Origin of the sequence: Pontibacter sp. HSC-14F20, assembly GCF_019599265.1 — a bacterium.
Taxonomy (GTDB): domain Bacteria; phylum Bacteroidota; class Bacteroidia; order Cytophagales; family Hymenobacteraceae; genus Pontibacter.
Map to the genome: position 1 here is coordinate 16,380 of NZ_JAHZTC010000015.1, position 22,506 is coordinate 38,885.

General features: G+C 47.6%; 22 protein-coding genes. 11 read left to right on the top strand and 11 right to left on the bottom strand.

The window, feature by feature from the left end:
* Positions 1-166 precede the first annotated feature (166 nt).
* The gene (locus K3G39_RS14475; protein WP_220626894.1) at positions 167-2,140 is read left to right on the top strand and encodes a biosynthetic peptidoglycan transglycosylase; all 1,974 of its coding nucleotides are present in this window, start codon (positions 167-169) and stop codon (positions 2,138-2,140) included.
* 176 nt (positions 2,141-2,316) lie between these two features.
* Positions 2,317-3,324: a bile acid:sodium symporter family protein gene (locus K3G39_RS14480; RefSeq protein ID WP_220626980.1), complete on the top strand. Its 1,008-nt coding sequence runs from the start codon at positions 2,317-2,319 to the stop codon at positions 3,322-3,324.
* 72 nt (positions 3,325-3,396) lie between these two features.
* Here K3G39_RS14480 and K3G39_RS14485 read toward each other — a convergent pair whose 3' ends face one another.
* The 6 genes from K3G39_RS14485 to hemG form a co-directional block, all read right to left on the bottom strand.
* Positions 3,397-3,720, bottom strand: a complete 324-nt coding sequence (locus tag K3G39_RS14485; protein WP_220626895.1) for a DUF3817 domain-containing protein — start codon at positions 3,718-3,720, stop codon at positions 3,397-3,399.
* 166 nt (positions 3,721-3,886) lie between these two features.
* Complete coding sequence (locus K3G39_RS14490) at positions 3,887-4,750, bottom strand: hypothetical protein (RefSeq protein ID WP_220626896.1); 864 nt, start codon at positions 4,748-4,750, stop codon at positions 3,887-3,889.
* 303 nt (positions 4,751-5,053) lie between these two features.
* The gene (locus K3G39_RS14495; protein ID WP_255594367.1) at positions 5,054-6,166 is read right to left on the bottom strand and encodes a bifunctional 3-deoxy-7-phosphoheptulonate synthase/chorismate mutase type II; all 1,113 of its coding nucleotides are present in this window, start codon (positions 6,164-6,166) and stop codon (positions 5,054-5,056) included.
* Positions 6,167-6,430: 264 nt separating this feature from the next.
* Positions 6,431-7,381: a TerC family protein gene (locus K3G39_RS14500; protein WP_220626897.1), complete on the bottom strand. Its 951-nt coding sequence runs from the start codon at positions 7,379-7,381 to the stop codon at positions 6,431-6,433.
* 150 nt (positions 7,382-7,531) lie between these two features.
* Complete coding sequence (locus K3G39_RS14505; protein WP_220626898.1) at positions 7,532-8,266, bottom strand: polyprenol monophosphomannose synthase; 735 nt, start codon at positions 8,264-8,266, stop codon at positions 7,532-7,534.
* A 13-nt stretch (positions 8,267-8,279) separates the two neighbouring features.
* Positions 8,280-9,629 carry a protoporphyrinogen oxidase gene (hemG, locus tag K3G39_RS14510; protein ID WP_220626899.1) on the bottom strand — a complete coding sequence of 450 codons (1,350 nt, stop codon included), beginning with the start codon at positions 9,627-9,629 and terminating at the stop codon, positions 8,280-8,282.
* Positions 9,630-9,744: 115 nt separating this feature from the next.
* Here hemG and K3G39_RS14515 point away from each other — a divergent pair, with 115 nt between their 5' ends.
* From K3G39_RS14515 to K3G39_RS14535, 5 genes are all read left to right on the top strand, one after another.
* Positions 9,745-10,266, top strand: coding sequence for an HAD-IIIA family hydrolase (locus tag K3G39_RS14515; protein ID WP_220626900.1), 522 nt, complete (start codon positions 9,745-9,747; stop codon positions 10,264-10,266).
* A gap of 402 nt (positions 10,267-10,668) precedes the next feature.
* Positions 10,669-11,172, top strand: coding sequence for a hypothetical protein (locus tag K3G39_RS14520; RefSeq protein WP_220626901.1), 504 nt, complete (start codon positions 10,669-10,671; stop codon positions 11,170-11,172).
* Positions 11,173-11,295: 123 nt separating this feature from the next.
* Complete coding sequence (locus K3G39_RS14525) at positions 11,296-12,156, top strand: amidohydrolase family protein (protein WP_220626902.1); 861 nt, start codon at positions 11,296-11,298, stop codon at positions 12,154-12,156.
* Positions 12,157-12,288: 132 nt separating this feature from the next.
* Complete coding sequence (locus K3G39_RS14530; protein ID WP_220626903.1) at positions 12,289-13,002, top strand: carboxypeptidase-like regulatory domain-containing protein; 714 nt, start codon at positions 12,289-12,291, stop codon at positions 13,000-13,002.
* Between the two features lie 21 nt (positions 13,003-13,023).
* Entirely contained in the window at positions 13,024-13,467 is a 444-nt protein-coding gene (locus K3G39_RS14535) for an SRPBCC domain-containing protein (protein ID WP_220626904.1), read from the top strand.
* A 300-nt stretch (positions 13,468-13,767) separates the two neighbouring features.
* Here the strand turns inward: K3G39_RS14535 and K3G39_RS14540 are convergent, their stop codons facing one another.
* The 5 genes from K3G39_RS14540 to K3G39_RS14560 all read right to left on the bottom strand — a co-directional run bounded on the left by K3G39_RS14540 (position 13,768) and on the right by K3G39_RS14560 (position 17,594).
* A complete protein-coding gene (locus tag K3G39_RS14540; RefSeq protein ID WP_220626905.1) occupies positions 13,768-14,370 on the bottom strand; it encodes a hypothetical protein in 603 nt (200 codons plus the stop codon).
* Positions 14,357-14,848, bottom strand: a complete 492-nt coding sequence (locus tag K3G39_RS14545) for an RNA polymerase sigma factor (RefSeq protein WP_220626906.1) — start codon at positions 14,846-14,848, stop codon at positions 14,357-14,359. The genes K3G39_RS14540 and K3G39_RS14545 overlap by 14 nt, the downstream gene beginning before the upstream one ends.
* A 3-nt stretch (positions 14,849-14,851) precedes the next feature.
* Entirely contained in the window at positions 14,852-15,697 is an 846-nt protein-coding gene (locus K3G39_RS14550; protein WP_220626907.1) for an alpha/beta fold hydrolase, read from the bottom strand.
* Between the two features lie 253 nt (positions 15,698-15,950).
* Entirely contained in the window at positions 15,951-16,109 is a 159-nt protein-coding gene (locus K3G39_RS14555; protein ID WP_155800585.1) for a hypothetical protein, read from the bottom strand.
* A 90-nt stretch (positions 16,110-16,199) separates the two neighbouring features.
* Positions 16,200-17,594 carry an arginine decarboxylase gene (locus tag K3G39_RS14560; RefSeq protein ID WP_220626908.1) on the bottom strand — a complete coding sequence of 465 codons (1,395 nt, stop codon included), beginning with the start codon at positions 17,592-17,594 and terminating at the stop codon, positions 16,200-16,202.
* 422 nt (positions 17,595-18,016) lie between these two features.
* Between K3G39_RS14560 and rocF the strand changes: the two genes are divergently transcribed.
* From rocF to K3G39_RS14580, 4 genes are all read left to right on the top strand, one after another.
* Positions 18,017-18,988: an arginase gene (rocF, locus tag K3G39_RS14565; RefSeq protein WP_220626909.1), complete on the top strand. Its 972-nt coding sequence runs from the start codon at positions 18,017-18,019 to the stop codon at positions 18,986-18,988.
* Positions 18,989-18,996: 8 nt separating this feature from the next.
* On the top strand, positions 18,997-20,787 hold the full coding sequence (gene argS, locus K3G39_RS14570; protein ID WP_220626910.1) for an arginine--tRNA ligase: 1,791 nt from the start codon (positions 18,997-18,999) through the stop codon (positions 20,785-20,787).
* A gap of 76 nt (positions 20,788-20,863) precedes the next feature.
* On the top strand, positions 20,864-21,472 hold the full coding sequence (locus K3G39_RS14575; RefSeq protein WP_220626911.1) for a glutathione peroxidase: 609 nt from the start codon (positions 20,864-20,866) through the stop codon (positions 21,470-21,472).
* A 50-nt stretch (positions 21,473-21,522) separates the two neighbouring features.
* On the top strand, positions 21,523-22,455 hold the full coding sequence (locus tag K3G39_RS14580; RefSeq protein ID WP_255594368.1) for a 1,4-dihydroxy-2-naphthoate polyprenyltransferase: 933 nt from the start codon (positions 21,523-21,525) through the stop codon (positions 22,453-22,455).
* The last annotated feature ends 51 nt before the right edge of the window (positions 22,456-22,506 follow it).

Consider the following 22,506-nt stretch of genomic DNA (forward strand, 5'->3'; position numbering starts at 1 on the left):
AAATGTTCACTAGAACATCTAAATCCGGCAACGGTCGTATGCGGGTTAGATAACACAAACTATAGCCTGTTACGTATGCGTGATGAAGTGCTATATTATAGAGGCACTATATTTTGATACTCAATCTAATTAGCGTAATTCGCATCTTAATATTTTGAACCAACGATTGAAAAAAAGAATACTGATAGGGGCCGGCGTTGTGCTGGGCCTTTTCCTAATCCTTATTATTTCCCTGTTTGCATTTAGAAGTAGCCTGTTAAGCTATACTGTAAATCGTGTAGTGGAGAAAGTAGAGAGCCGCTACCCTGTTGATTTTAACATTGGAAATGCCTCATTTACCGGACTTACCTCCGTGGTATTGAGCGACATAACCCTTGTTCCGCACGGACAGCCACAACTCTTTAAAACAGACAGCGTGCATGCTACGGTAGGTTTCCGTTCTCTTTTTAAAGGGCGGATTGCGCTGCGTGAACTCAATGTGGCCAATGGCTATCTTACGGCTATAAAGGATGGAGACCGCAACAACTTTTCGTTTCTTCTAAAAAAAGACAGCACACAGCCTGCCGATACTGCTGCCAAAGGCGATCGCAACTACGGCGAATTGCTCAACCGCGTGCTCGAAACGGCTTTCGATAACGTGCCTGATCAGGTGCATTTCAGTAACCTGAACGTTTCCTATACCTCGCCCAATCGTGTGATTGACGTGCGGATGCCGTTCCTGACAATTGAGGACGGGAATATAGAGTCGGAAGTAGCCATCCGTACGGATTCTCTCACCAACAATATGTTTGTGAGGGGTACCATCAACCCTCGCGACTACAATATCAAAGCAAGTTTCTATGCCTCCGATACGTTGGGCATCAGGCTGCCTTATATCCAGGAGAAATTCAGCGGCACAGTGGCTTTTGACACCCTGCATCTGGGCATGAAAGAGAAACGCTACCGCCGCGACAGACTGACCGTAAAAGGCAGCGCGATGGTAAACAACTTGACTGTGAACCACGAAAAACTGGCCGACGAGCCCATCTTTCTGCGCGAAGGTGCGGTTGAGTATGTGGTTTCGCTGGGCCAGAACCTATTTGTGGTGGACAGCCTGACAGAGGTTCGTGTAAACAAGGCCCGCGCCAACGTTTACGCTTCCTACAACAATGCTAATTCCAAGATCATCGACCTGAAAGTGCGCACAGAAGAGTTGCCGGCCAACGACTTTTTTGAGTCGCTGCCTACCGGACTTTTCGAGACGCTGGAAGGTATACAGGCCGAAGGAAAGCTCCAGTACAAGATGAAATTCCATGTCGACCTCGATAGCGTAGAGCGTGTGGTATTTGACTCTGACCTGGATGCGTCGGATGACTTTAAGGTTGTGAAATGGGGCAAGGCAAACCTGAATAAGCTGAAGGGGCCCTTTGTACACACCATGTATGAGTATGGTAAACCGATCCGCACGTTTATGGTAGGGCCGTCGAATCCCTTTTATGCACCAATTAGTCAGATTTCGCCATACCTGCGTAATGCCGTGCTCACGGCAGAAGATGCAGGATTCTATAGCCACAAGGGTTTCCACGAAGAGGCTTTCCGGCAGGCTATTGCTACCAACATCAAGAAACGTGAGTTTGTGCGTGGTGGTAGTACCATTTCGATGCAGCTGGTGAAGAACGTGTTCCTGACGCGTAAGAAAACGGTATCCCGCAAAGTGGAGGAGGCCATCATCGTATGGCTGATTGAAAACGAGGAGATCATTTCGAAGAACCGGATGTTTGAAATATACCTGAACATCATTGAGTGGGGCCCGGACGTGTACGGTGCCAAAGATGCCTCGCGGTTTTATTTTGGCAAGCAACCATCTGAACTCAACCTGGCAGAGTCCATCTTTTTGACCAGTATTATACCTAGCCCGAAACGTTACCGGTCTTCTTTTGACAGTTACGGCAACCTCCGCAGCTGGAAGTCAGGTTATTATCGACTTATCGGGGGTATTATGGCGCGGCGTGGCCTCATCTCGCAGGCCGAGTACGAAAACCTGCAACCAAATGTGCGACTCTACGGCCGTGCGCGCGACCTGATCGTGACCGCGCCGGATGCCGATTATGAAGATACCACTGAATTTGAACTAGAAACAATTGATATGCTGGGCTTCTAAGTCCTGACTATACCTGAAACAACGGCCGGCGCTTGTAATTGCTCCGGCCGTTGTTTTGTTTTGGGACTGGCTATACCTGGCCTTCTCAATCAACTAAAGAAAACATACCTGTGAGCACACCCCAGACATCGCTACCTGACGACCCTAACTGCCAAGTAAACAAGCCTCGCTTTGGGGTGCGTAGTGTGCGGGAGCTTCTCGTTCGTGCCGGGTTCGACTGGTTCCTGCTGGCGTTGATCGTAATGATCGTGCTGGCCTGGCTTTGGCCGGAAGGAGGTATAGACCGGAAACCTATCTCGCTGGGTGATGTAGCAGGTATAGGGGTGTCCCTGATCTTCTTCTTTTACGGGCTGCGCCTGAGCCCCGAAAAGCTTCGGGCCGGCCTGGGCAGTTGGCGGCTCCATCTGGTAGTGCAGGCTTCTACCTTTCTGCTTTTCCCGCTACTGATCATGCCCCTACATGGATTCTTTGAAGGCACTCCGTATGAGTTGCTCTGGCTTGGGACATTCTATTTGGCGGCATTGCCCTCTACGGTGTCTTCATCGGTAGTGATGGTATCAATCGCGGGGGGCAATATTCCGGCGGCTATTTTCAATGCCAGTATTTCGAGTTTGGTAGGTGTGTTTGTCACGCCGCTCTGGATGGGGCTATACCTCACGGCCGGCTCCGGAGACTTCGACATGGGGCAGGTGATGGGCAAGCTGGTACTGCAGGTACTGCTGCCGGTTACCCTGGGCATTGTGCTGCATCGCTACTGGGGAGCTTTTGCGGAGCGCAACCGCAAGCAGCTACGCTTATCTGATCAGATCATCATTTTGTTGATCGTCTATACCTCATTCAGCGAGTCCTTTGCCCGCGACATGTTTAGTGGGTACAGCATCGGAAACCTGCTGCTGCTCGGCCTGGCCATGATCGGTTTGTTTTTCTTAGTGTACGGCATCGTGCATTTGGTCAGCCGTGTGATGGGTTTCAGTCCTGCTGACAGGATCACAGCCATCTTCTGTGGCTCCAAAAAGTCGCTGGTACATGGCACGGTAATGGCGAAGATGCTTTTCCCTGACGCTGATATGGTGGGATTGATGCTCTTGCCTATTATGATCTACCACGCCTTGCAGCTCCTGGCCTCCAGCGCAATTGCGCAATCCATCGCCCGACGGTCTGGCTTGTCTTTAAAAAATGAGTGAGGCATGAAAAAAGGGCTGTCCTAAGTGGACAGCCCTTTTTGATACTATTGGCTAAATAGTTGAGTGTTGTTGCTATGCAACCTGCTTAACAGGCTCTTCTTTTCTGGTTTCCTCTTCTTTCAATAATTTCTTATCCAGTATGAACGGTCCGAACGGCAGAAGCGAGGCAATTACGGCAGCTGCTACTTTCTTGATAGACCAGTTGTGCGTCAGCGTCACTTCCAACACCGACATCATATACAGCACAAACAGCACGCCGTGTGCCCAGCCTGTGTACTTCACCACCTCAGGTATACCAGCCATGTACTTGATAGGCATCGCAATGCCCAGTAGGAGCAGGTAAGAGATACCTTCGTAAATGCCGATAGTGCGAAGTCTTGAAATAGGGGTTCTCATATTTTAATGCTTTTGTTCTGCTGCAATTTAGCACTTAACAGCTGAGTAACCCTAATCGTGCCATTGGAATGCAGAAAATTACGACAGACAGCAGGTATAGCTGCCAGGAGAAAAGAAAACAGGCTGCCTGTGGGGCAGCCTGTTGTACTTGAAGGGGAGTATGCTATTAGTTTAAAGTTATTGGGGCTGCAACAACTTTTACTTTTTCACCAGCATTATCTGTGCCTTCGACAGACCAACCACCTGTAATCTCATCTTCTTGGTTCTTTTTAAAGTTCTTGAAAGTGATGGTAAATGTATTGTTGTAACCGGAAGCTATATTGCCTAACTGCCATGAAATTTTGCTGTTGCTCTTATCATTGCCTATAGCAGTGTCTTCTTCATTTGCTTCGACATTCTTACTGTCAATTGCTGAAACAAGCTCAGTAAATGCTGTTAAGCCCCCCTGGATTTTGGCTCCATTGATTGTTATGCAGGATTTAAAAGTATACTTTACAGTATATTCTGTATAGCCCACGTATTTGGTTGAGCTAATTAGTTCGCCTCTTAATTCGGTGTTCTGGCAATTATCTAAAACTTCAAGATCCACTTTTGTATCGGTGTTTTCAAAGGACTTACCACCACCAGTATACTTTGTATTCCACTGAATAGTACCAGCGGCATCGGGAGTAAAGGTATAGCTCAGAGTAGGTGCAGCCTTTTTCTCATCTGAATGAGCCACAGATTCCCATCCTAAGTCTGTCATTCTCTGTAAAATAAGGTTTCCTGATGTCAGTTTTTCTTCGCTAGCTGAAGGTTCTGTTACTGTAATTGATATAGTAACCGGTCTACCAACCACAGCCGGTGATTCTGAGAAATTAATAGTTATTACAGGGGCTAGTTTTTTGTCACTATTGTTATCAGTCACGCCTCCCTTAGCCGCATCAATACTCGATGCATTCAAACCTACCTCATCCAAATCTTTGGTACAGCTTGTGAAGGTTCCGGCTATCATGAGTAGCGCGATGGTAATAGTAGATAATCTTTTCATTTTGATTTTTATAAGGGTTTGTGGTTTGACTTAGGTTGTGCTTATGTTATGGTGAAATTGTAATAAATAATTTTATTATTAAAATATATTTATATAAATATTTTTAAATAAAAGCCATTTAATTATAATAATGTGCGCTGAATTGTACTAAAATCTCAGAGGTCAAACACGGATATTAAGCTGATAAATAATACCAGATCACAAATACTGATAAGCCAATTACTGGCAATTGCACAAACAAAACAGCCTGACAGCTCTCAAATAAGAAGCTGTCAGGCTGTTTTGTTATGCCCGCAAACCAGACTACGAACTCAGGCCGTAGTTGTAAAGATGCGTACGGGCATATTGCGAACGCACTTCCTGGAAAATGGTCTTCACAAAGGACTGGTCTATACCTGCGCTGCTGGCTTGGTGCAGAAGATTTTCCAGTACCAGATCCCAGCGTACCGGGTCCGGCGTCTCAGTGTTCTGGTCAGACGGTCTGCTGTAATCGCTAAGCTGTGCTGTTACTTTGGTGCGGCGCGATAATAAGGTCAGCAACTCATCGTCGAGGTGCTCTATTTCCTTACGAAGCTTTTCCAACTGCGCGTTTTGCTTCAGTTTTTCAGTTGGTGTATGCTGCTTTTTCAAGGCCTGCAGGAGCATGTGCAACTCCTGCGGCATGATCTGCTGCTGTGCATCGCTTAGGGCGGCAGCAGGGTTGTGGTGTGACTCCACCATCAGGCCGTCATAACCCAGGTCGAGGGCGCGCTGGCTTACCGGACGGAGCAGACTGCGACGACCTGCTATATGGCTGGCATCGCAGTACATGGCCAGGTTAGGTACCTGCTGGCGCAGCTCCAGTGCATGCTCCCACTTCGGGTGGTTGCGGTAAGGCGCGTTGTCCAGGGTAGAAAAGCCGCGGTGCAGGGCGCCCAGATCCGAGATGCCGTTGTTGTGCAAACGCTCCAAGGCGCCCAGCCACAAAGCCATGTCAGGGTTTACAGGGTTCTTTACAAGTACAGCTACCTGCACGCCTTTTAGCGCATCGGCTATCTCCTGCACCAGAAAAGGGTTTACCGTCGTGTGGGCTCCAATCAGCAGGATGTCTACGCCGTGACTAAGGGCTTGCCCGGTTTGTGAGGCGTTGGCCACTTCGCAGGCAGTACGCAATCCGGTTTCCTGTTTCACGGTGCGTAACCACTCCAGCCCGATCGTGCCTACTCCCTGAAAGCTACCCGGGCGGGTGCGCGGCTTCCAAATGCCCGCTCTGAATACCGACACTCCTTTTACCTTTTTCAGGCCAAGGGCGGTTTGCAACATTTGCCCTTCACTCTCAGCGCTGCACGGACCTGCAATTACCATTGGTCGCTTACTGCTTACCAATTGGCTCTGCTGCCCTGCTAACTTCATGCTGCTGTGTGCTGATGTACTCATGAGTATATGTAGTTTAAAATATGCCTTAAAACAAAAAAGCCCCGCTTGTGGCGGGGCTCCTATGGTATTTGTGTATGTTGATGTTTTACCTAACGCACAAAGTTCTACCAGGGAGCCCCGTTGGAGGCACCAGCTTAGAATTTGTAAAAATATAGGCGTTAGCGAAAATCATTTCTTCTTAATTATTCTGCAATTGAAGTCATTTAAAATCACAAAAGCAAATATATAGATTAGATTTTAGTTAAAAATCTTACATAATCTTCTTTAAGGAATGTTAGCATCAGGCGGTGGCGGCAGCTCATTGTCCTTTTTCGGGAAGAGGAGCGAGGCCACAATCGATACTGTTAGAATACCAGCTACTACCAACAGGGCATAGCGCATATCCATGTGATAAATATCGCTTAGGAGCAGCTTTGCACCAATGAAAACGAGGATCAGCGACAGGCCATAGTGCAGGTAATGGAACAGTTGCATAATACCGGCCAAAGCAAAGTAAAGCGCTCGCAGGCCAAGCAATGCAAATACGTTGGAGGTATAAACGATGAACGGATCTTTTGAAATAGCCAGAATAGCAGGTATAGAATCGGCTGCGAACACCACGTCTGTACTCTCCACCATAATCAGCACCAGAAAGAGTGGTGTGGCGTGGAGCTTTCCTTCTATTCGGGTGAAGAACTTGCCACCCACAGCTGTTTTCGTGAAGCGCAGCTTCTGGCTTGCCCACACAATCAAAGGGTTTTGCTCCGGGTGAAGCTCATCATCCTGCTTGGTAAAGGCCATCTTCGCGCCTGTGTAGATCAAAAAGGCACCGAGTATGTAGATGATGAAGTGGAACTTGGCGATAAGGGCCACACCCACTAGAATGAAGATTCCGCGAAGCACCAAAGCACCAATAATACCCCAGAACAGAATTTTGTGCTGATACTGTTGCGGGACTTTAAAGAAGCTGAATATCAGGATGAAGACAAAGAGGTTATCAACGCTCAGCGATTTCTCGATCAGGTAGGCTGTCAGGAACTCCATCGCGGGGCCAGAGCCCTTCCAGAAGTAAATGCCCACATTAAAGAGCAGCGAAAGGGCAATCCAGAAAGCGCTCCAGAGCAGCGCCTCTTTGATCTTTACCACATGCTCTTTGCGATGGAACACAAATAAGTCCAGCCCTAGCAGCAGTAGGATAAAGGCGTTGAATATGACCCAGAAAAGAATATCATCCATAGGTTAAAGTGCTGAGCATGTTAGCCTACAAACATAAGTAGACACAATTGTGCTTCATCTGTAAAGATAACTGATTTAGCACGGCATAAGCATTATCGACCACAAGAATATATTTGGGCAAATGAGCAGTCGGCCAGGTATAGCCGGTAGCTAATAACGGTCGAAATGACGGAAAAAACTGTTCACTTTCATTCGTATTACGCCCAGCACCGCCTCTTTAAATATACCTGACGACATCTTGGACTGACCTTTGGTGCGGTCAGTGAAAATGATCGGCACCTCCTTGATTCTGAAGCCATACTTAAAAGTGAGGAATTTCATCTCAATCTGGAAAGCATAGCCGACAAAGCGAATCTTGTTGAGTTGGATGGTCTCGAGCACTTTGCGGTGGTAGCACACAAAACCAGCGGTAGTATCGGCAATGGGCATACCGGTGATCAGGCGCACGTACAAACTGGCAAACCACGACATCAGCACACGACTCATAGGCCAGTTCACCACGTTTACACCCTGCACATAGCGGCTGCCGATAGACATGTGGTGCCCTTCTGCGGCACATGCCTGGTAAAGGCGCACCAGGTCGTCAGGGTTATGCGAAAAGTCGGCATCCATCTCAAAAATGTACTCGTAGCCCTGGCGCAGCGCATACTTGAAACCGTGAATGTAGGCGGTGCCCAAGCCCAGTTTGCCGGTACGTGACTCCAGGTGCAGACGCTCTGTAAACTCCTGCTGCAGGGTGCGTACGATATCGGCAGTGCCATCCGGAGAGCTGTCGTCCACGATCAGCAGATCGAAAGGGTGGGGGAGTGACATCACCTTCCTAATAATAGCCTCAATATTTTCCTTTTCGTTGTAGGTCGGTATGATCACCAGCGAGTCATTCATACCGCAAATATAGTTATTCGGCTATTGAGCGGGAAACGGCGCGGGGATTAATTTTAGTGGCAATGGCTTTAGCTTCACGCACGCAGTCGGGCACCGAAACACCGGCATACCAGTTAGCTGATATAAACAGGCCGTCCTGTTCAAGCACCTCTGCCATGTGGTGGGCGTCTTCGATGTAAAGGTCGAACTGAGGCAGGGCATGTTGCCACAGGTGCAGGTGCTGGTACACAGGAGCCAGCGCCTTGATCTGGTAGGTTTGGCAGAGCTCCCGGTGAACCTGCTCGAGCAGGCTGCGCTCGTCGAGCTGAGCATGCTCGGCAAAGCGTGTGCCGCCTACATAGGAGGTGATTAAAACCTCATGGGAACGGCAGCGGTTCTCAAAAAGAGAGCTCGTCCAGATAGAGCCAGACGTGAAAGACTGTTCTTCCCAGGGATGGAGTGCCCCAAAACCTTGCAGCGGGTGTCCTACTTCGGCGCGGTTGTACACGGTGTGCACCACGGCCATCGGCGGATAGTTGATGTTCTGCAGCGCAGCCGACATACCTGGGTAGGTGAACTCGATCAATTCGGCTGCCTGATGCGCAGGGAGGGCGAGCACCAGTTTGTCATACTCTTCATTGTCGTGGTCGCCGTTGGCGGCGCAACTGATGATGTACTTGCCTTTGATACGGGTAATGAACTCCACTTTATGCTCAAGGTGCAGCGAGATCAGCTTATCGGCTATGGCCTGGGGCAGCGTAGACATACCATTTCGGAAAGAGAAGGCCCGTTGGAACACGCCCCGCTTCTTTTTCTGCACCATACCTTCCAGCACGGAGCCAAATTCCGTTTCCAGCTCTTTGAGTTCCGGATGCGCTTTGTTGACCAGCAGCTGTCTGGGGTCACCACCATAGAGTCCACTGATCATAGGAGCCGCCAGGAAATCCATTTGCTTCACTCCGAAGCGGCGCTTAAAAAAGTCTGAGACAGTTTCGTTTTCGACCTCGGCAGCTGGCTGTTTCCTTTCCTGCAGGATCCTGTACTTGTCTTCTTTCGAAAAAAGATCGTTGGCCAGAAAAGATTTCGGGCTTGAGGGCACCGGATGTAGCTTGCCGCCATGCAGCACATACCTTTTGTTATTGCGCGGAGTTAGTGGCTGCAGTTCAGTCTCCAGTTTAAGCTCTGTGATGAGTTGCAGGAGCTCCTCGTTCATTTGTAAGGTGTTAGGACCCAGCTCGAAGGTATAGCCGTTTTTGCGAAAGGTACGCATATTGCCACCTACCTCACTGCCTGCCTCAAACAGATCGTAGGCTATGCCCTGCCGCTGCAGGTAATAGGCCAGAGACAGACCCGAAATTCCCGCTCCTATTATCGCTACTCTCATATTTTCTTGCCTGTAAGCTCTTTAAATTTGCGCCTTTGTGCTGCAGTATTGCTGCCGGGGCATGCATATCCAACGTAATAATTCTAATTTTAGCGCCTCAACCTATAGATAAACAATGCAGCGAAAGTGCGTATTCCTGGACCGTGACGGTGTACTTAACCGCGAACGAGGAGACTATACCTATACCTTGGAAGATTTTGAAGTGCTACCGGGCGTGCCGGAGGCTTTGGCGCTTTTGAAGCAAAACGGCTATTTGCTGATTGTGGTTACAAACCAGGGAGGTATAGCCAAAGGCCTGTATACCAAGGCCGATGTAATGGCCTGTCACCAGAAACTGCAGGACGGCTGCAGTCAATTGATTGATGCGATCTACTACGCCCCCTCACATCCCAACCATTCCGAATCGCTCTCCCGCAAACCCAATAGCCTGATGCTCGAGCGGGCCATGGCCAGGTATAGCATAGACCCCACCCAAAGCTGGATGATAGGCGACTCCCACCGCGATCTGGAGGCTGCTCAGAAAGTAGGTATACGTTCCATCATAGTAGGCGATAAGTATGCGCCTGATAGCTATACCTGGCAGGTAAACGATCTGTGGGAAGCGGCCCAACTTATTTTGCGAGAAGAAGGGAAGTGAGATTCAGTATTATATAATTTCTTATATTTAACATAAGTGGTGTGACGTTTAGCCGACAGGTGTTTGTCGGGAAAGCATATGTTTGCGCTTTTGAGTTAGTTGTGGTGCATTTGAATTAATAAATTAAAAAGGAAATTGAAGAGACTGATACCGATACTAACCTTCATTCTGTTACTGGTAGGGCTTCTAATCTTTTTTGGAACCATATGGTTCGGTATTGGTTTTTATACCCTTCTGTTGACTGTCGCAACACTGTCGGGTTTTATAGTTTCACTCTCCAACAGAAAAACAGGGTGGACTATTATTTTCATTACCTCTATAGGTTGGCTTCTACGGTACTTTGAGCATACCAGCTACTTAATTCTTTACGACCTTCAGCATATTGGTCGATGGATTTTAGTAATGATTCCACTTTTATTGGCTCTCTCCCTATTTACTCTAATATATAAAGTATGGCAAGAAGGATTTGGGAAGCCATTTAGAGTTGGCTTTATCGTTTTGTCTGTTCTGGCTCTATTCACTGTCGGAATAGGTTCCTTTATTTGGAAACCCCACACAGACGAGTTTAACTGTTGGTACTACTTTGACAAGAATAGCAATGTCTTCAAAGTGACTTTTGCACTAACTCCCGACTTGACAATTGAAGCCGTAAGTAACTCTGAAGAATTAGAAGCCTTCCTAAAGGAAAATGGGATAAGGGATAGGTATAGACCAGGGATTTACTGTCCAGAAACCAAAGTCAAGATTATTACAAGCTTTAAGAAAGTAGTTTCTGTTGAAATCTTAGGCTTTCGGAATACTGAAATTGACAAAGTATTGAGCTTAGACAATCCAATTCAAATGGACCTAAGCTCAATAAAAGGAAAAAAGCAGATTTTACAACCTGAATTTAATTTGGGAGACTAAAAGAAAAACGAACCACAACACGGCACTGGCTCCATATTCGGCTGCGCCTCGTCCTACATTTTAGAAGTCGTTCGGCGCAATAGGCGAGCAGATAACAAGCCATAATAATCTGACTGTGAGAGAATGAAATTGAAAATCTATATTATTGTGATCGTTGTATTTTTCTCTTCATGTTCGAAATCAGAAAAATATGAGGGAAAGATATTTGATACGCATGTGCATTTTACAAAGGACATCGATACACAGTTTGATGACTTTAAAAAACATAAGATTATAAAAGGCGCCGTTAGTAGTTCCTGGGACAATCAGGAAAATTACAGAGGGGTAACCGAGACAGAATTCTTAATTGGTTTGATGTTTCCGTGTCCGAACGGTATTGTGCCTTATAGCGGACAAAAATGTTTTTCAGATGGCAGCGAGTTTCCTGATGTAAATTGGGTTAAACAACAGATAGCCGACAATAAGATTGATTTTCTCGGAGAAGTTCTAAATGAATATTATGGTATATCACCTGCTGACAGTAGACTTTTCCCCTATTATGCATTAGCCGAAGAATTTAAAATTCCGGTTGGAATACATACAGGATTGGCAGGCCCTGGTCACCTTTGCCCAAATTATAATCTGAAAATGGGTGACCCCGCACTCATGAAAGATGCTTTAGATAAATTTCCAGGTCTCAAAGTATGGATTATGCACGCGGGAGCCCCATACCTGAAAGGAACGCTCGAAACTTTGAAGTATTACCCCCAGGTATATGCAGACATCTCCGTATTGGCAAATCCAGACATAATCAACAACGAGGATTTCCATGCTTATATGAAAGCCCTTATTGACTCAGGGTTCGAAAACAGGTTGATGTTTGGTTCAGACAATGGAGACCTGAATAAAATGATAAATGCGGTAAACGAACTGGATTTTTTAACGCTTGAACAAAAGGAGAAGATATTCTTCAAGAATGCGGACAGATTTTTTAGTGTAGATTGAATCTGCGGACACATTTTATCGCGTGAATAGCAAGCGGCCTTATGGTATATAGGTACGACTTGAGAGCCACCTTTATGAATGCCGATCTGGTCGCAGCAAGTTGATTCAAAATTTACTTTAAGAGCAATCAATATGAAAACAATTAATTATCCGGTGCTCTTGTTATCGCTGTTGATTATGTTCAGTTCCTGCGAGAAGGAGGATATTGATATTTTCATTATTGAAGGACAGATAAGGGATGATCTCTCAAATCAGCCAATTGAAGGAGTACACATTAGCGTCGATGCCATAAAATCGCCGTCAGGTATGGGGATCATCACTGATGGGAAACGCAAAAGGGTTGGTGAGGCAACAACTGATAAAAATGGATATTATAAGGCCAGACTTAAAGTGTTTCAGGAAGCCCAATTGCTCGAAATATCCATTAATGAAAATAATAAGAAAGAAGGGTATACTGACGGTTATATAGACGCATCCCTTTCAACTTTGAACAAAGGAGGAAGTACTAATTTCAGTCATACGCTAAGCCCTACCGCTACACTTAAAATTAAGTTTGTAAATGCAAGTCCACAAACCGATGCAGATAAGTTTATGCTGAATTGGTGTAACTGCGGACAAGGGTTGACAAAAGGAATCATAAAAAGAGAAAGCTGTGGCACCGTGCAAGAGAGTGAAGGAGGGCAGTGGATAGGGAAAAATGTTTGCGGTGTTTATACGATCGAAGCGGTTGCGGGAAGAAAATCAGACTTCTCGTGGTATGTGACTAAGAATAATGAGACGAAGCTATACCTGGATTCTGTTTTTGTTGAGCGTAGCGTGCTAAATGAATTTCTTATAAATTATTGACGAAGCTTAAATAATACATTCATGATGGACCTGATTGCGAAAGCCACGATTCAAATCCAAAAGCCGGTTGATGAAGTTTTTGAAGGAATTGTGAATCCCGAAAAAATGACGAACTATTTCATCTCGGAAAGTAGTGGACGAATGGAGACAGGAGCGGAACTGACCTGGCAATTCCCTGAATTCCCTGATGCGTTTGCTGTGAAAGTGATAAAGGCCGAAGCCAACCGTTTGGTTTCGTTTAACTGGGACGAGGAATCCACAGTAAACATCGTATTGGAAGCACAGCCTGACCAAAGCACGGTAGTAAGCGTAACCGAAGGCGGAAAACCATACAATGAAGAAAACCTGAAATGGTTGATAGGGAATACCGAAGGCTGGGCAAATTTTCTTGCCTGTATGAAGGCTTACCTGGAGTACGGTATACAACTTCGAAAAGGAGCATTCGATTTCATGAGAAAAAAATAAAACCTACGAGCTGGCATGGAGAAAGCTGTATTGAAAAATAGTTTGTTAATCAGCAAGTGTAGCGATTAGGCAAGAGGTACGGGAAGACAGCAGTTCTTCATAAATCTATCAAAAAATTAACTTTGTGGTGGGGAAGACCCTATACAAAGGTGCCTAAAACAAAAAAGCCGGCCTCTAAGCCGTTTTTTTATATCCAAAGGCTAATCCCAGCGGATTAGCCTTTGATCACTTCAGTTTCCTGCACAAGGTCGGTTGCCGGGGCGTCCTGCGTGCATGTTTTCGCACTGGCGATAAGGCAGGTTATTCCTTTAGTTGCATTTCTAATTGCTTCAAATGCTCTATTATGTCCATAATTCGCTGTTCCTCTTTTTTCAGTACCTTTTTGCCCAAGTAGAAGTAGGCAATCACCATCCAGCCGAGATAGATACTAAGGGATACCAGTTGAAACTGCCCCGACGCCCGTGCCAGTACTTCCCACAGGTATAGCCCCATAGCCAGGCTGAGCAGCAGGAAATACAAAGGGCCGTTCCATCGGATAAGCCGTTGCCGGGAGGTATAGTAGGCTTCCCATTGGAGGAGATGCTCAGTAGTAGGCGCTGTCTCGTCGATTTGCTTTATGCTGTGGTAGATGTAAAACATTAGGCCAGCCTGTGCCAGGCAAATGACACAAACCAATGCCATGGCTGCATAGGTATACCAATATTTAAAATTAAAGCCCCCCCAGAAACCCAGCCCTGCAATGAAAAGAGCGGTCAGAACCAGGCAGATGGCGCCATTGCGCTGCGTGCGCTGCAGCTTTGTTTTAGTTAGTGCCGATGCCTTGCTCACGTTAGGCAAGGAGCCAGGCTGCGATGCTGATGTGCTCTGCTGCCAGATATGTTTCAGTTCCTCAAACTCTTGCATAGCTATTGAACATTTCAGTTAATTGTTTTTTTATCCGGTGAATTTTTACCCGCAGGTTGTTTGCAGTGATGCCGGCTATGGAAGCAATGTCTTCGTAAGGCAGCTCTTCCAGCACCATTGAGATGATAAGACGATCGGTTTCCGGTAACCTGCTGATACACTTGTAGAGCAGTTGCACCTCGCCATCCTGATTGTACTCTTCCTCAGCCAGGTTTAAAAGGGCGTCGTCGGTTATTTTCTCAGGCTTGGTTTTCTCTTTGCGCAGGTATAGCAGGCAGGTATTAACTGCAATCCGGTAAATCCAGGTGCCCCAACTGGCGTCGCCTCTGTATTTGTGCATGTTGTTCCAAACGGCCAAAAAGGACTCCTGCAGCAGGTCCTCTGCCTGTGTCGCAGAGCCGGTGTAGCCCCGGCACAGCTGCCGAATACCTGGCGCATACTGCCTGTAGAGCCGGGTGAATGTTTCTTGCTGCGTCATCTTTTAATTCAGAAAAGCATCCAGCTCGGCATACAGCCACTCCGGCTGGTCGTACATGATAAAGTGCTTGCTATCGGCTATCCGAATAATCGTGTTAGTCAGCTGGCTGTACTGTTCACCCAAAATCCGCTGGCTGTTTTCTTTCGTGCCGTATAGACTACCCAGAACAAGTACCGGTTGTTTGATCCTTGAGATCTTGTCGCGGAGGTCTGTAGTGGACATCTCCACCAGGGTAAGACCCAGGGTTTTTCTGTTGCTGTTGAACTGCCAGGTAGCAATCTGGCGAGCCCGCAGGCTGTCTTCTACCTGGTACTTCATGGCTGCTGCTACCCGGTCTATAAACCCTTCGGATGGCATTTCCTCGAAATTCTTCACCACTTGCTCCGGGTTCATGTACGGGCTCTTTTTAACGGCCTCCACCGTTATGCCCGGGTCGGACATCGCCGATATGAAAGGTACCCCATCTACACAAACCACCTTGCCAAACAGGTCCGGGGCCTCGCTGCTCACCCAAAGGCTCATAAAGGCGCCTAGGCTGTGCCCCAGCAGTACCGGCTTCTTCAATTTGTTTTGCTTCACGTAGCTGATAATCTCATCTTTTACAGATTCCAGAATGGGAGTATCAATGGCTGGGGCTCCGGCATAGCCAGCTAGCGTTAGTACATGGCATTCATACCTGTTCTTGAGGTGTTCAACGGTTTCTTTCCATACCTCGCCGCTGCAACTGTAGCCTGGGATTAGCAGGATAGGTTGTCCTTTTCCAATCACTTCCACGGCAAATGCCTTATTCTGTGCGAAGGCTGTCACTACTGTGCACCATATCAATGCTAAAATTATTACCTTTTTCATGCTGGACGTGTTTTTTTAGGTTACTGTTCTCTTACATCCATTTGATGCGTAGGCCGCCGTATTATTACAGCGCTGCAATTTTTTTTGAGCAGGTATAGGAATGGCTAAACGGTTGGAGGTTGCAATAGGGCGGGGTAGAAAGCAGCAATGCAATTCCTTGGGAATAGTATGCAGCTGCATGTCAAGGTATAGCACAAACAAAAAAACCGGCTTAAAGGCCGGTTTTTTTATATCCAGAGGTAATCCGCTCGGATTAGCCTTTGATCACTTCAGTTTCCTGCACAAGGTCAGTTGCCGGGGCGTTCTGCTCGGACACCTCAACGCTGGCAAAGTTGTAGGCTGGGCAGTATGTCTTGCAGGAAGTCATACCCAGTGCCAGGATGAATGCGCCGAATGCTGCTAATTTCTTCATGGTAAAATATTTAAATAAACGATGGTAATCCAAAAATACAATTTTTACTATAAATGCAAAACAGTATACGCAAATTTAACGCTCACGGCTTTAAATTTCGTATCCCAGGATGTTCAGCATCGATTCATATGTCTGCTCAGGAGCAAATTGCCAGCTTTTCAGCTTGCCGTCTACATCACGATCTACCAAAATGTGTTGTGGCGAAGGTATAAGACAGTGCTTGATGCCGCCATACCCGCTCAGCTGCTCCTGGTAGGCTCCCGTATGGAAGAATCCGATGTATAACGGCTTTTCCTTCGGCGCCTTCGGCAAGAACACCTGGAACGAGTGCATCTCTGAGTTATAGTAATCCTGGCTGTCGCAGGTCATGCCGCCCAATTGTATTTTGCGGTACTCTTTGTCCCAGTGGTTGATCGCCAAAAGCGGCCAGCGCTGGTTAAGCGCCCAGGCATCCGGCAGATTCGTGATAAACGAACCATCGATCATGTACCATAGTTCCTTGTCGTTCTGGAGTTTCTCATCCAGAATGGAATAAATGTTGGCAGCGCTTTCACCTACCGTGAAAATTCCGAACTCGGTGAAAATATTTGGCTCCGGCACACCTTCTTCATTGCAGATCCGCTTGATGGTGCGCAGAATCTCCTCGGTCATGTACTGGTAGTTGTAGTCCGCCTGTATAGAAGTTTTGATCGGGAAGCCGCCACCAATATCAATCGTGTCGAGCTCCGGGCATACCTTCTTAAGCTCGCAGTACTTGTGCACAAAGCGGCTCAACTCAGACCAGTAATAGGAGGTGTCCTTTATACCTGTGTTGATGAAGTAGTGGAGCATTTTGAGCTCGAAACGATCGTCTGGCTTAATCTGCTGCTCGTACAGGTCAATCACATCGTTGTAGCGTACGCCCAGGCGGGAGGTATAGAACTGGAACTTCGGTTCTTCGTCCGACGCCAGGCGCATACCTACCTTCGTTTTCACGTTTACGTGCTCCTTGTAATACTCAATCTCGCCTATGTGGTCGAGTATCGGCATACAATTCACAAAACCATCGTTTATAAACTCCGTGATCCACTGGCGATAGCGCTCACGCTTAAAGCCGTTGCAAACGATATAAGTGTTTTTGTTGATTTTGCCCTTCTTGTAAAGCGCCTTCACGATCTGCATATCGTAACCCGAAGAGGTTTCGATGTGGATGTCGTTTTTGAGGGCCTCCTCCATTACAAAAGAGAAATGCGAGGCCTTAGTGCAGTAGCAATAGGTATAGGTGCCCTGGTAGTCAAGCTTCTGAATAGCGTCGTTGAAAAGCCCTTTCGCCTTTTGTATCTGCGAACTAATCTTGGGCAGGTATGTTAATTTTAATGGGGTACCGTACTGTTTGATCAGCTCCATCAGCGGAATGCCGTTGAAGTACAACTCGTTGTTCTCCACAGTAAATTCGTCTGTCGGAAAGTCAAAAGTCTGGTGAATGAGGTCGGTGTATTTATCCATCCTGGTGCTTGTGGGCTTAAGAAAACATGCAATATTGTTCGTTATTTACCATCTTTGCAAAAACTTTGTTTAAATTATAAGAAACGTTCAGTTATTTATGTCAATCACGCTCTTCCGGGCGGGAAGATAAATGGCGTCGGAGAGCAGTGTGCGCACGTTTTCCCTTAGAACCAGGCAAAGCCTTTTTGTTTGAATTTTTTGTCATCCTGAAAAGATCCTGGTAGCTAGGAGCAGCTGCTTGACCTGTTTTTTGACAGGCACTTTAACAGCATGACAGAGAATTGGGAGTGCGTTTTTGGAATGAAATTCTTCCTTTGGAAATGAAGATACCGGATCTGGTTCAGGAGTTGCAGAGGGTGAAGATCAAAGGGAGGAATTGCTGTGAGGAGAAAAACTGAACGACTACAGACTACCTATTACCTATGAAAAAGATAAAACTGATAGAAGTACGCTCAGAACTCGGTGCGGGCACGCGCGGGGCCAGCATGGGTATAGATGCGTTGCGGGTGGCCTGCTGGGACAAAGGCTGCGATTACTTCAAGCGTTTCAACTCTGTCAGCGTACCCGACCTCAACTATACCCTGTTCGATAAGGACCTGTTCCCCAATGCTCACCGCATCGACAGCATCCTGACTGTGCAGAAAAACATTGCCAATGCCGTAGAGCAGACGCTGGAGCTGGATATGTTTCCGTTGGTACTTTCCGGCGACCACTCTAACGCGCACGGCACCATAGCAGGTATAAAAGCCGCTTACCCCGACAAGACCCTGGGTGTGATTTGGGTTGATGCGCACGCTGACATTCACTCGCCCTATACCTCACCATCGGGTAACGTGCACGGTATGCCGCTGGCCATGGCCCTGAATCTCGACAACCTGGAGCGCCAGATCAACGACCCGGAACAGGAAACGATCTTTTTCTGGAACTCGCTGAAAAAACTGGGCTACCCGGGGCCGAAGATGAAGCCGGAGCACCTGGTATACATTGTGGTGCGCGACACCGAAGAACCTGAGGATTACCTAATCGCCAAGCACGGCATCAAGAACTTTACCTACGCCGAACTGAGCCAAAAAGGCCCCGAGCAGGTAGCCGCCGAGGCGCTGGATCGTCTGCACGACTGTGATATTATTTACGTGTCGTTTGACGTGGACAGCCTGGACTCGAAGTTCTCGAAAGGAACGGGTACGCCGGTAGAAGTAGGCCTGAATGTAGAAGAAGCCAAATTGCTCAACTACCACTTGCTACAGGACCGGCGTATTGTGTGCTACGAGATGACGGAAATCAACCCGACGCTCGACACTGAAAATACTATGGCCGAGAACGCTTTCGAGATACTAGAGACCGCCACTGACGCCATTTTACACCGAGAATTTAACAAAACAGCCATACATTAATCTACTTAATGCAACTTCAAAACGCCATCAGCCAGAGCATCAGCCAAGCATTGGAGGCTTTGTTCGGCCTTACCGTTGACGCATCTACCATCAGCCTGCAGCCTACCCGTAAAGAGTTTGCCGGCAGCTTCACGTTCGTTACCTTTCCTTATACCAAGCAGGCCGGCAAAGGTCCCGAGCAGATAGGCGGGGCGCTGGGTGCATACTTAAAAGAGCACGCCGCCGAAGTGAAAAACTACAATGTAGTAAAAGGCTTCCTGAACCTCGAGATCGAAGAGCAGGTATGGGTGAACTTATTCCGCGAATTGATGACCGACCCAGGTCATGGGCAGGCAGCCGATTCGGGCAAGAAAGTGATGGTGGAATACTCTTCGCCAAACACGAACAAGCCGCTGCACCTGGGCCACCTGCGCAATAACTTCCTGGGCTATTCCGTGTCGGAGATCATGAAGGCTAATGGCCACAACGTGATGAAAGCGAATCTGGTGAATGACCGTGGTATTCACATTTGCAAGTCAATGCTGGCGTACCAGATGTTTGGTAATGGTGAGACGCCTCAAAGCAGTGGCATCAAAGGCGACCATCTGGCGGGCAAGTACTATGTGCTGTTCGACAAGGCTTACAAAGAGCAGATCAATGAGTTGGTAGCTGGTGGTATGGATAAAGAAGAAGCGAAGAAAAAAGCTCCTTTGATACTGGAGGCTCAAACTATGCTGCAGAAATGGGAGCAGGGCGACGAAGAAGTAGTGTCACTTTGGAAAACCATGAACGGCTGGGTATACGAAGGCTTCGATGCGACGTACCGCAACATAGGTGTTGATTTTGATAAATTCTATTACGAGTCAGAGACCTATACCTTGGGCAAAGAGCGTGTAGAAGAAGGCCTGCAGAAAGGTGTGTTCTTCAAGAAACCAGATGGCTCGGTATGGGTAGACCTGACTGACGAAGGACTGGACGAGAAGCTGCTGCTCCGATCTGACGGTACTTCGGTGTACATTACCCAGGACATGGGCACGGCCGAGCTTAAGCACAACGACTTTCCATACGATCAGTCTATTTACGTAGTGGCTGATGAGCAGAACTACCACTTCCAGGTACTGAAAGCGGTGCTCAAGAAACTGGGCAAACCATACGCCGAAGGCATCTATCACCTGTCTTACGGCATGGTGGACCTGCCATCAGGCAAAATGAAATCGAGAGAAGGTACCGTGGTGGATGCCGACGAACTGGTGCAGGAGATGATCGACACGGCCCGTCAGCAAACCGAAGAGTTAGGCAAGATCGAAGGTTTTACGCCGCAAGAGGCTGCTAAACTTTACCATACCCTGGCCATGGGTGCCCTGAAATACTTCCTGCTCAAAGTGGATCCGAAGAAGCGAATGCTCTTCAATCCGCAGGAGTCGATTGACTTCCGTGGCAACACCGGTCCGTTTGTGCAGTATACACATGCCCGTATTTCGGCCATCCTGCGTAAGGCTGGCAAGATAGGTATAGCAGTAGACGCAGCTTCATTTGGTGAATTCAAAAACTTGCACGAAACAGAGCAGGACGTGATCACGTTGCTGGTGAATTACCCGGAAGTGGTGCAGGAAGCCGGTAAGCTATATGCGCCGTCAGTGATCGCAAATTACGCCTACGAACTGGCCAAAGCTTACAACCGTTTCTACCAGGAGATCTCGATCTTCAACGAAACCGACGAACAGGCACGTAACTTCCGTATTGCCCTGTCTGCCATGGTAGCCCGCTTCGTGCGCGAAAGCATGAGCCTGCTAGGTATAGAAGTGCCGGAGCGAATGTAACTACAGGTATAGTGAGTCAAAACAAAAACGAAGCATTCCGGTTAAGCCGCATATATGTATATCTTAAGCAAAAAACATGAAGCTCACCGTACAACTTTTAACCGCAGGACTTGTACTAGGTATAGTAACTGCCTGCTCAGGTGGTTCTAATACAAGCAATCTGACAACAGATACGACAACTGACACGATGGCAACAGAAACATCTCAAACTGCACAGAATACCGATTTTTATGCTTTCAAGGTCAACAGCCTGGAAGGACAGGAAATTGATTTGTCGAAGTTTAAAGGCAAGAAAGTACTCGTAGTGAACACGGCATCAGAGTGCGGCTATACCCCACAATATGCAGATCTGCAGAAACTGCACGAAACGCATGGCGACAAAGTGGTGGTGCTGGGCTTTCCGGCAAACAATTTTGGTGGTCAGGAACCAGGTTCAGAAGAAGAAATCGCAGCTTTCTGCCAGAAAAATTACGGCGTGACATTTCAGATGATGGAAAAGGTCTCGGTGAAAGGCGATGACCAGCACCCGCTTTATCAGTGGCTGGCCAAAAACAGCCCGAACAACGATGAGCCAGCCTGGAACTTCAGTAAATACCTGATTGACGAGAACGGGAAAGTGATCGCTTTTTATCCGTCTAAAGTAAAGCCGACGGGCGAAGAAATCCTGGCGGCGATTCAGAAGTAACAGCAGGCAGGTATAGCGCTCAGGTATACCTGCTTTTTTAGAGAAATACATTGAATACAACACAACACATTCCGCAGAATCCAGGCTTGGTAAAGGCCTGGATTTCGGCTTTTAGGCCACGCACACTGCCACTGGCTTTTTCCTGCATCGGTATGGGCGGTTTTATGGCTGCTGCCTACGGTGCCTTCAACGCTACCATTGTGGGCCTCTGTGTGCTCACCACCCTGTTTTTGCAGATACTCTCGAACCTGGCTAACGACTACGGCGACTCCATACACGGCGCTGACAGCGTGCACCGGGAAGGGCCAAAGCGTGCCGTACAGGCCGGTCACATCAAAGCGGAGAACATGAAGAAGGGAATGGCCGTGTTTAGCCTGCTGTCGCTGGTGACGGGCTTGCTGCTGCTGTGGGTATCTTTCGGGAAGGAGGGCATCTACCTGTTTCTGATCTTTCTGGGGCTTGGTCTGGCCTCTATCTGGGCGGCTATCAACTACACGGCGGGCTCTAAGCCTTATGGCTATGCCGGCTTAGGAGATATTTTTGTGTTCGTATTCTTCGGGCTGGTAGGCGTGCTGGGTACATTTTTTCTGCAGGCGCAGTCATTGCCGGCGGTCGTAATTCTGCCCGCTATGGTTTGCGGCTTCTTTTCGATGGCGGTACTCAACGTGAATAATATCCGAGATATCAAGTCGGATGTGCTGGCAGGTAAGCGTTCCATACCTGTGCGACTCGGCCCGAAGCGTGCACGTGTCTACCATCTGCTGCTACTGGCTGGCGGTGTGGGAAGCGCTCTGGCCTATGTTCTGCTCAATTTTTACAGCGTGTGGCAGTTTTTATTTCTGCTGGCTGTACCGCTCGTTTTGGTTAACGGTATAAAGGTATGGCAAAAGCAGACTTCCGCCGAGCTCGATCCATACCTGAAGCAAATGGCCATCACCACCATGCTCTTTGTACTGCTCTTCGGTATCGGACAGTTGCTCTAACCAGGTTAATCTGGTGGCTATACCTGCCATACCCTGAGCGCACTGCTTCCG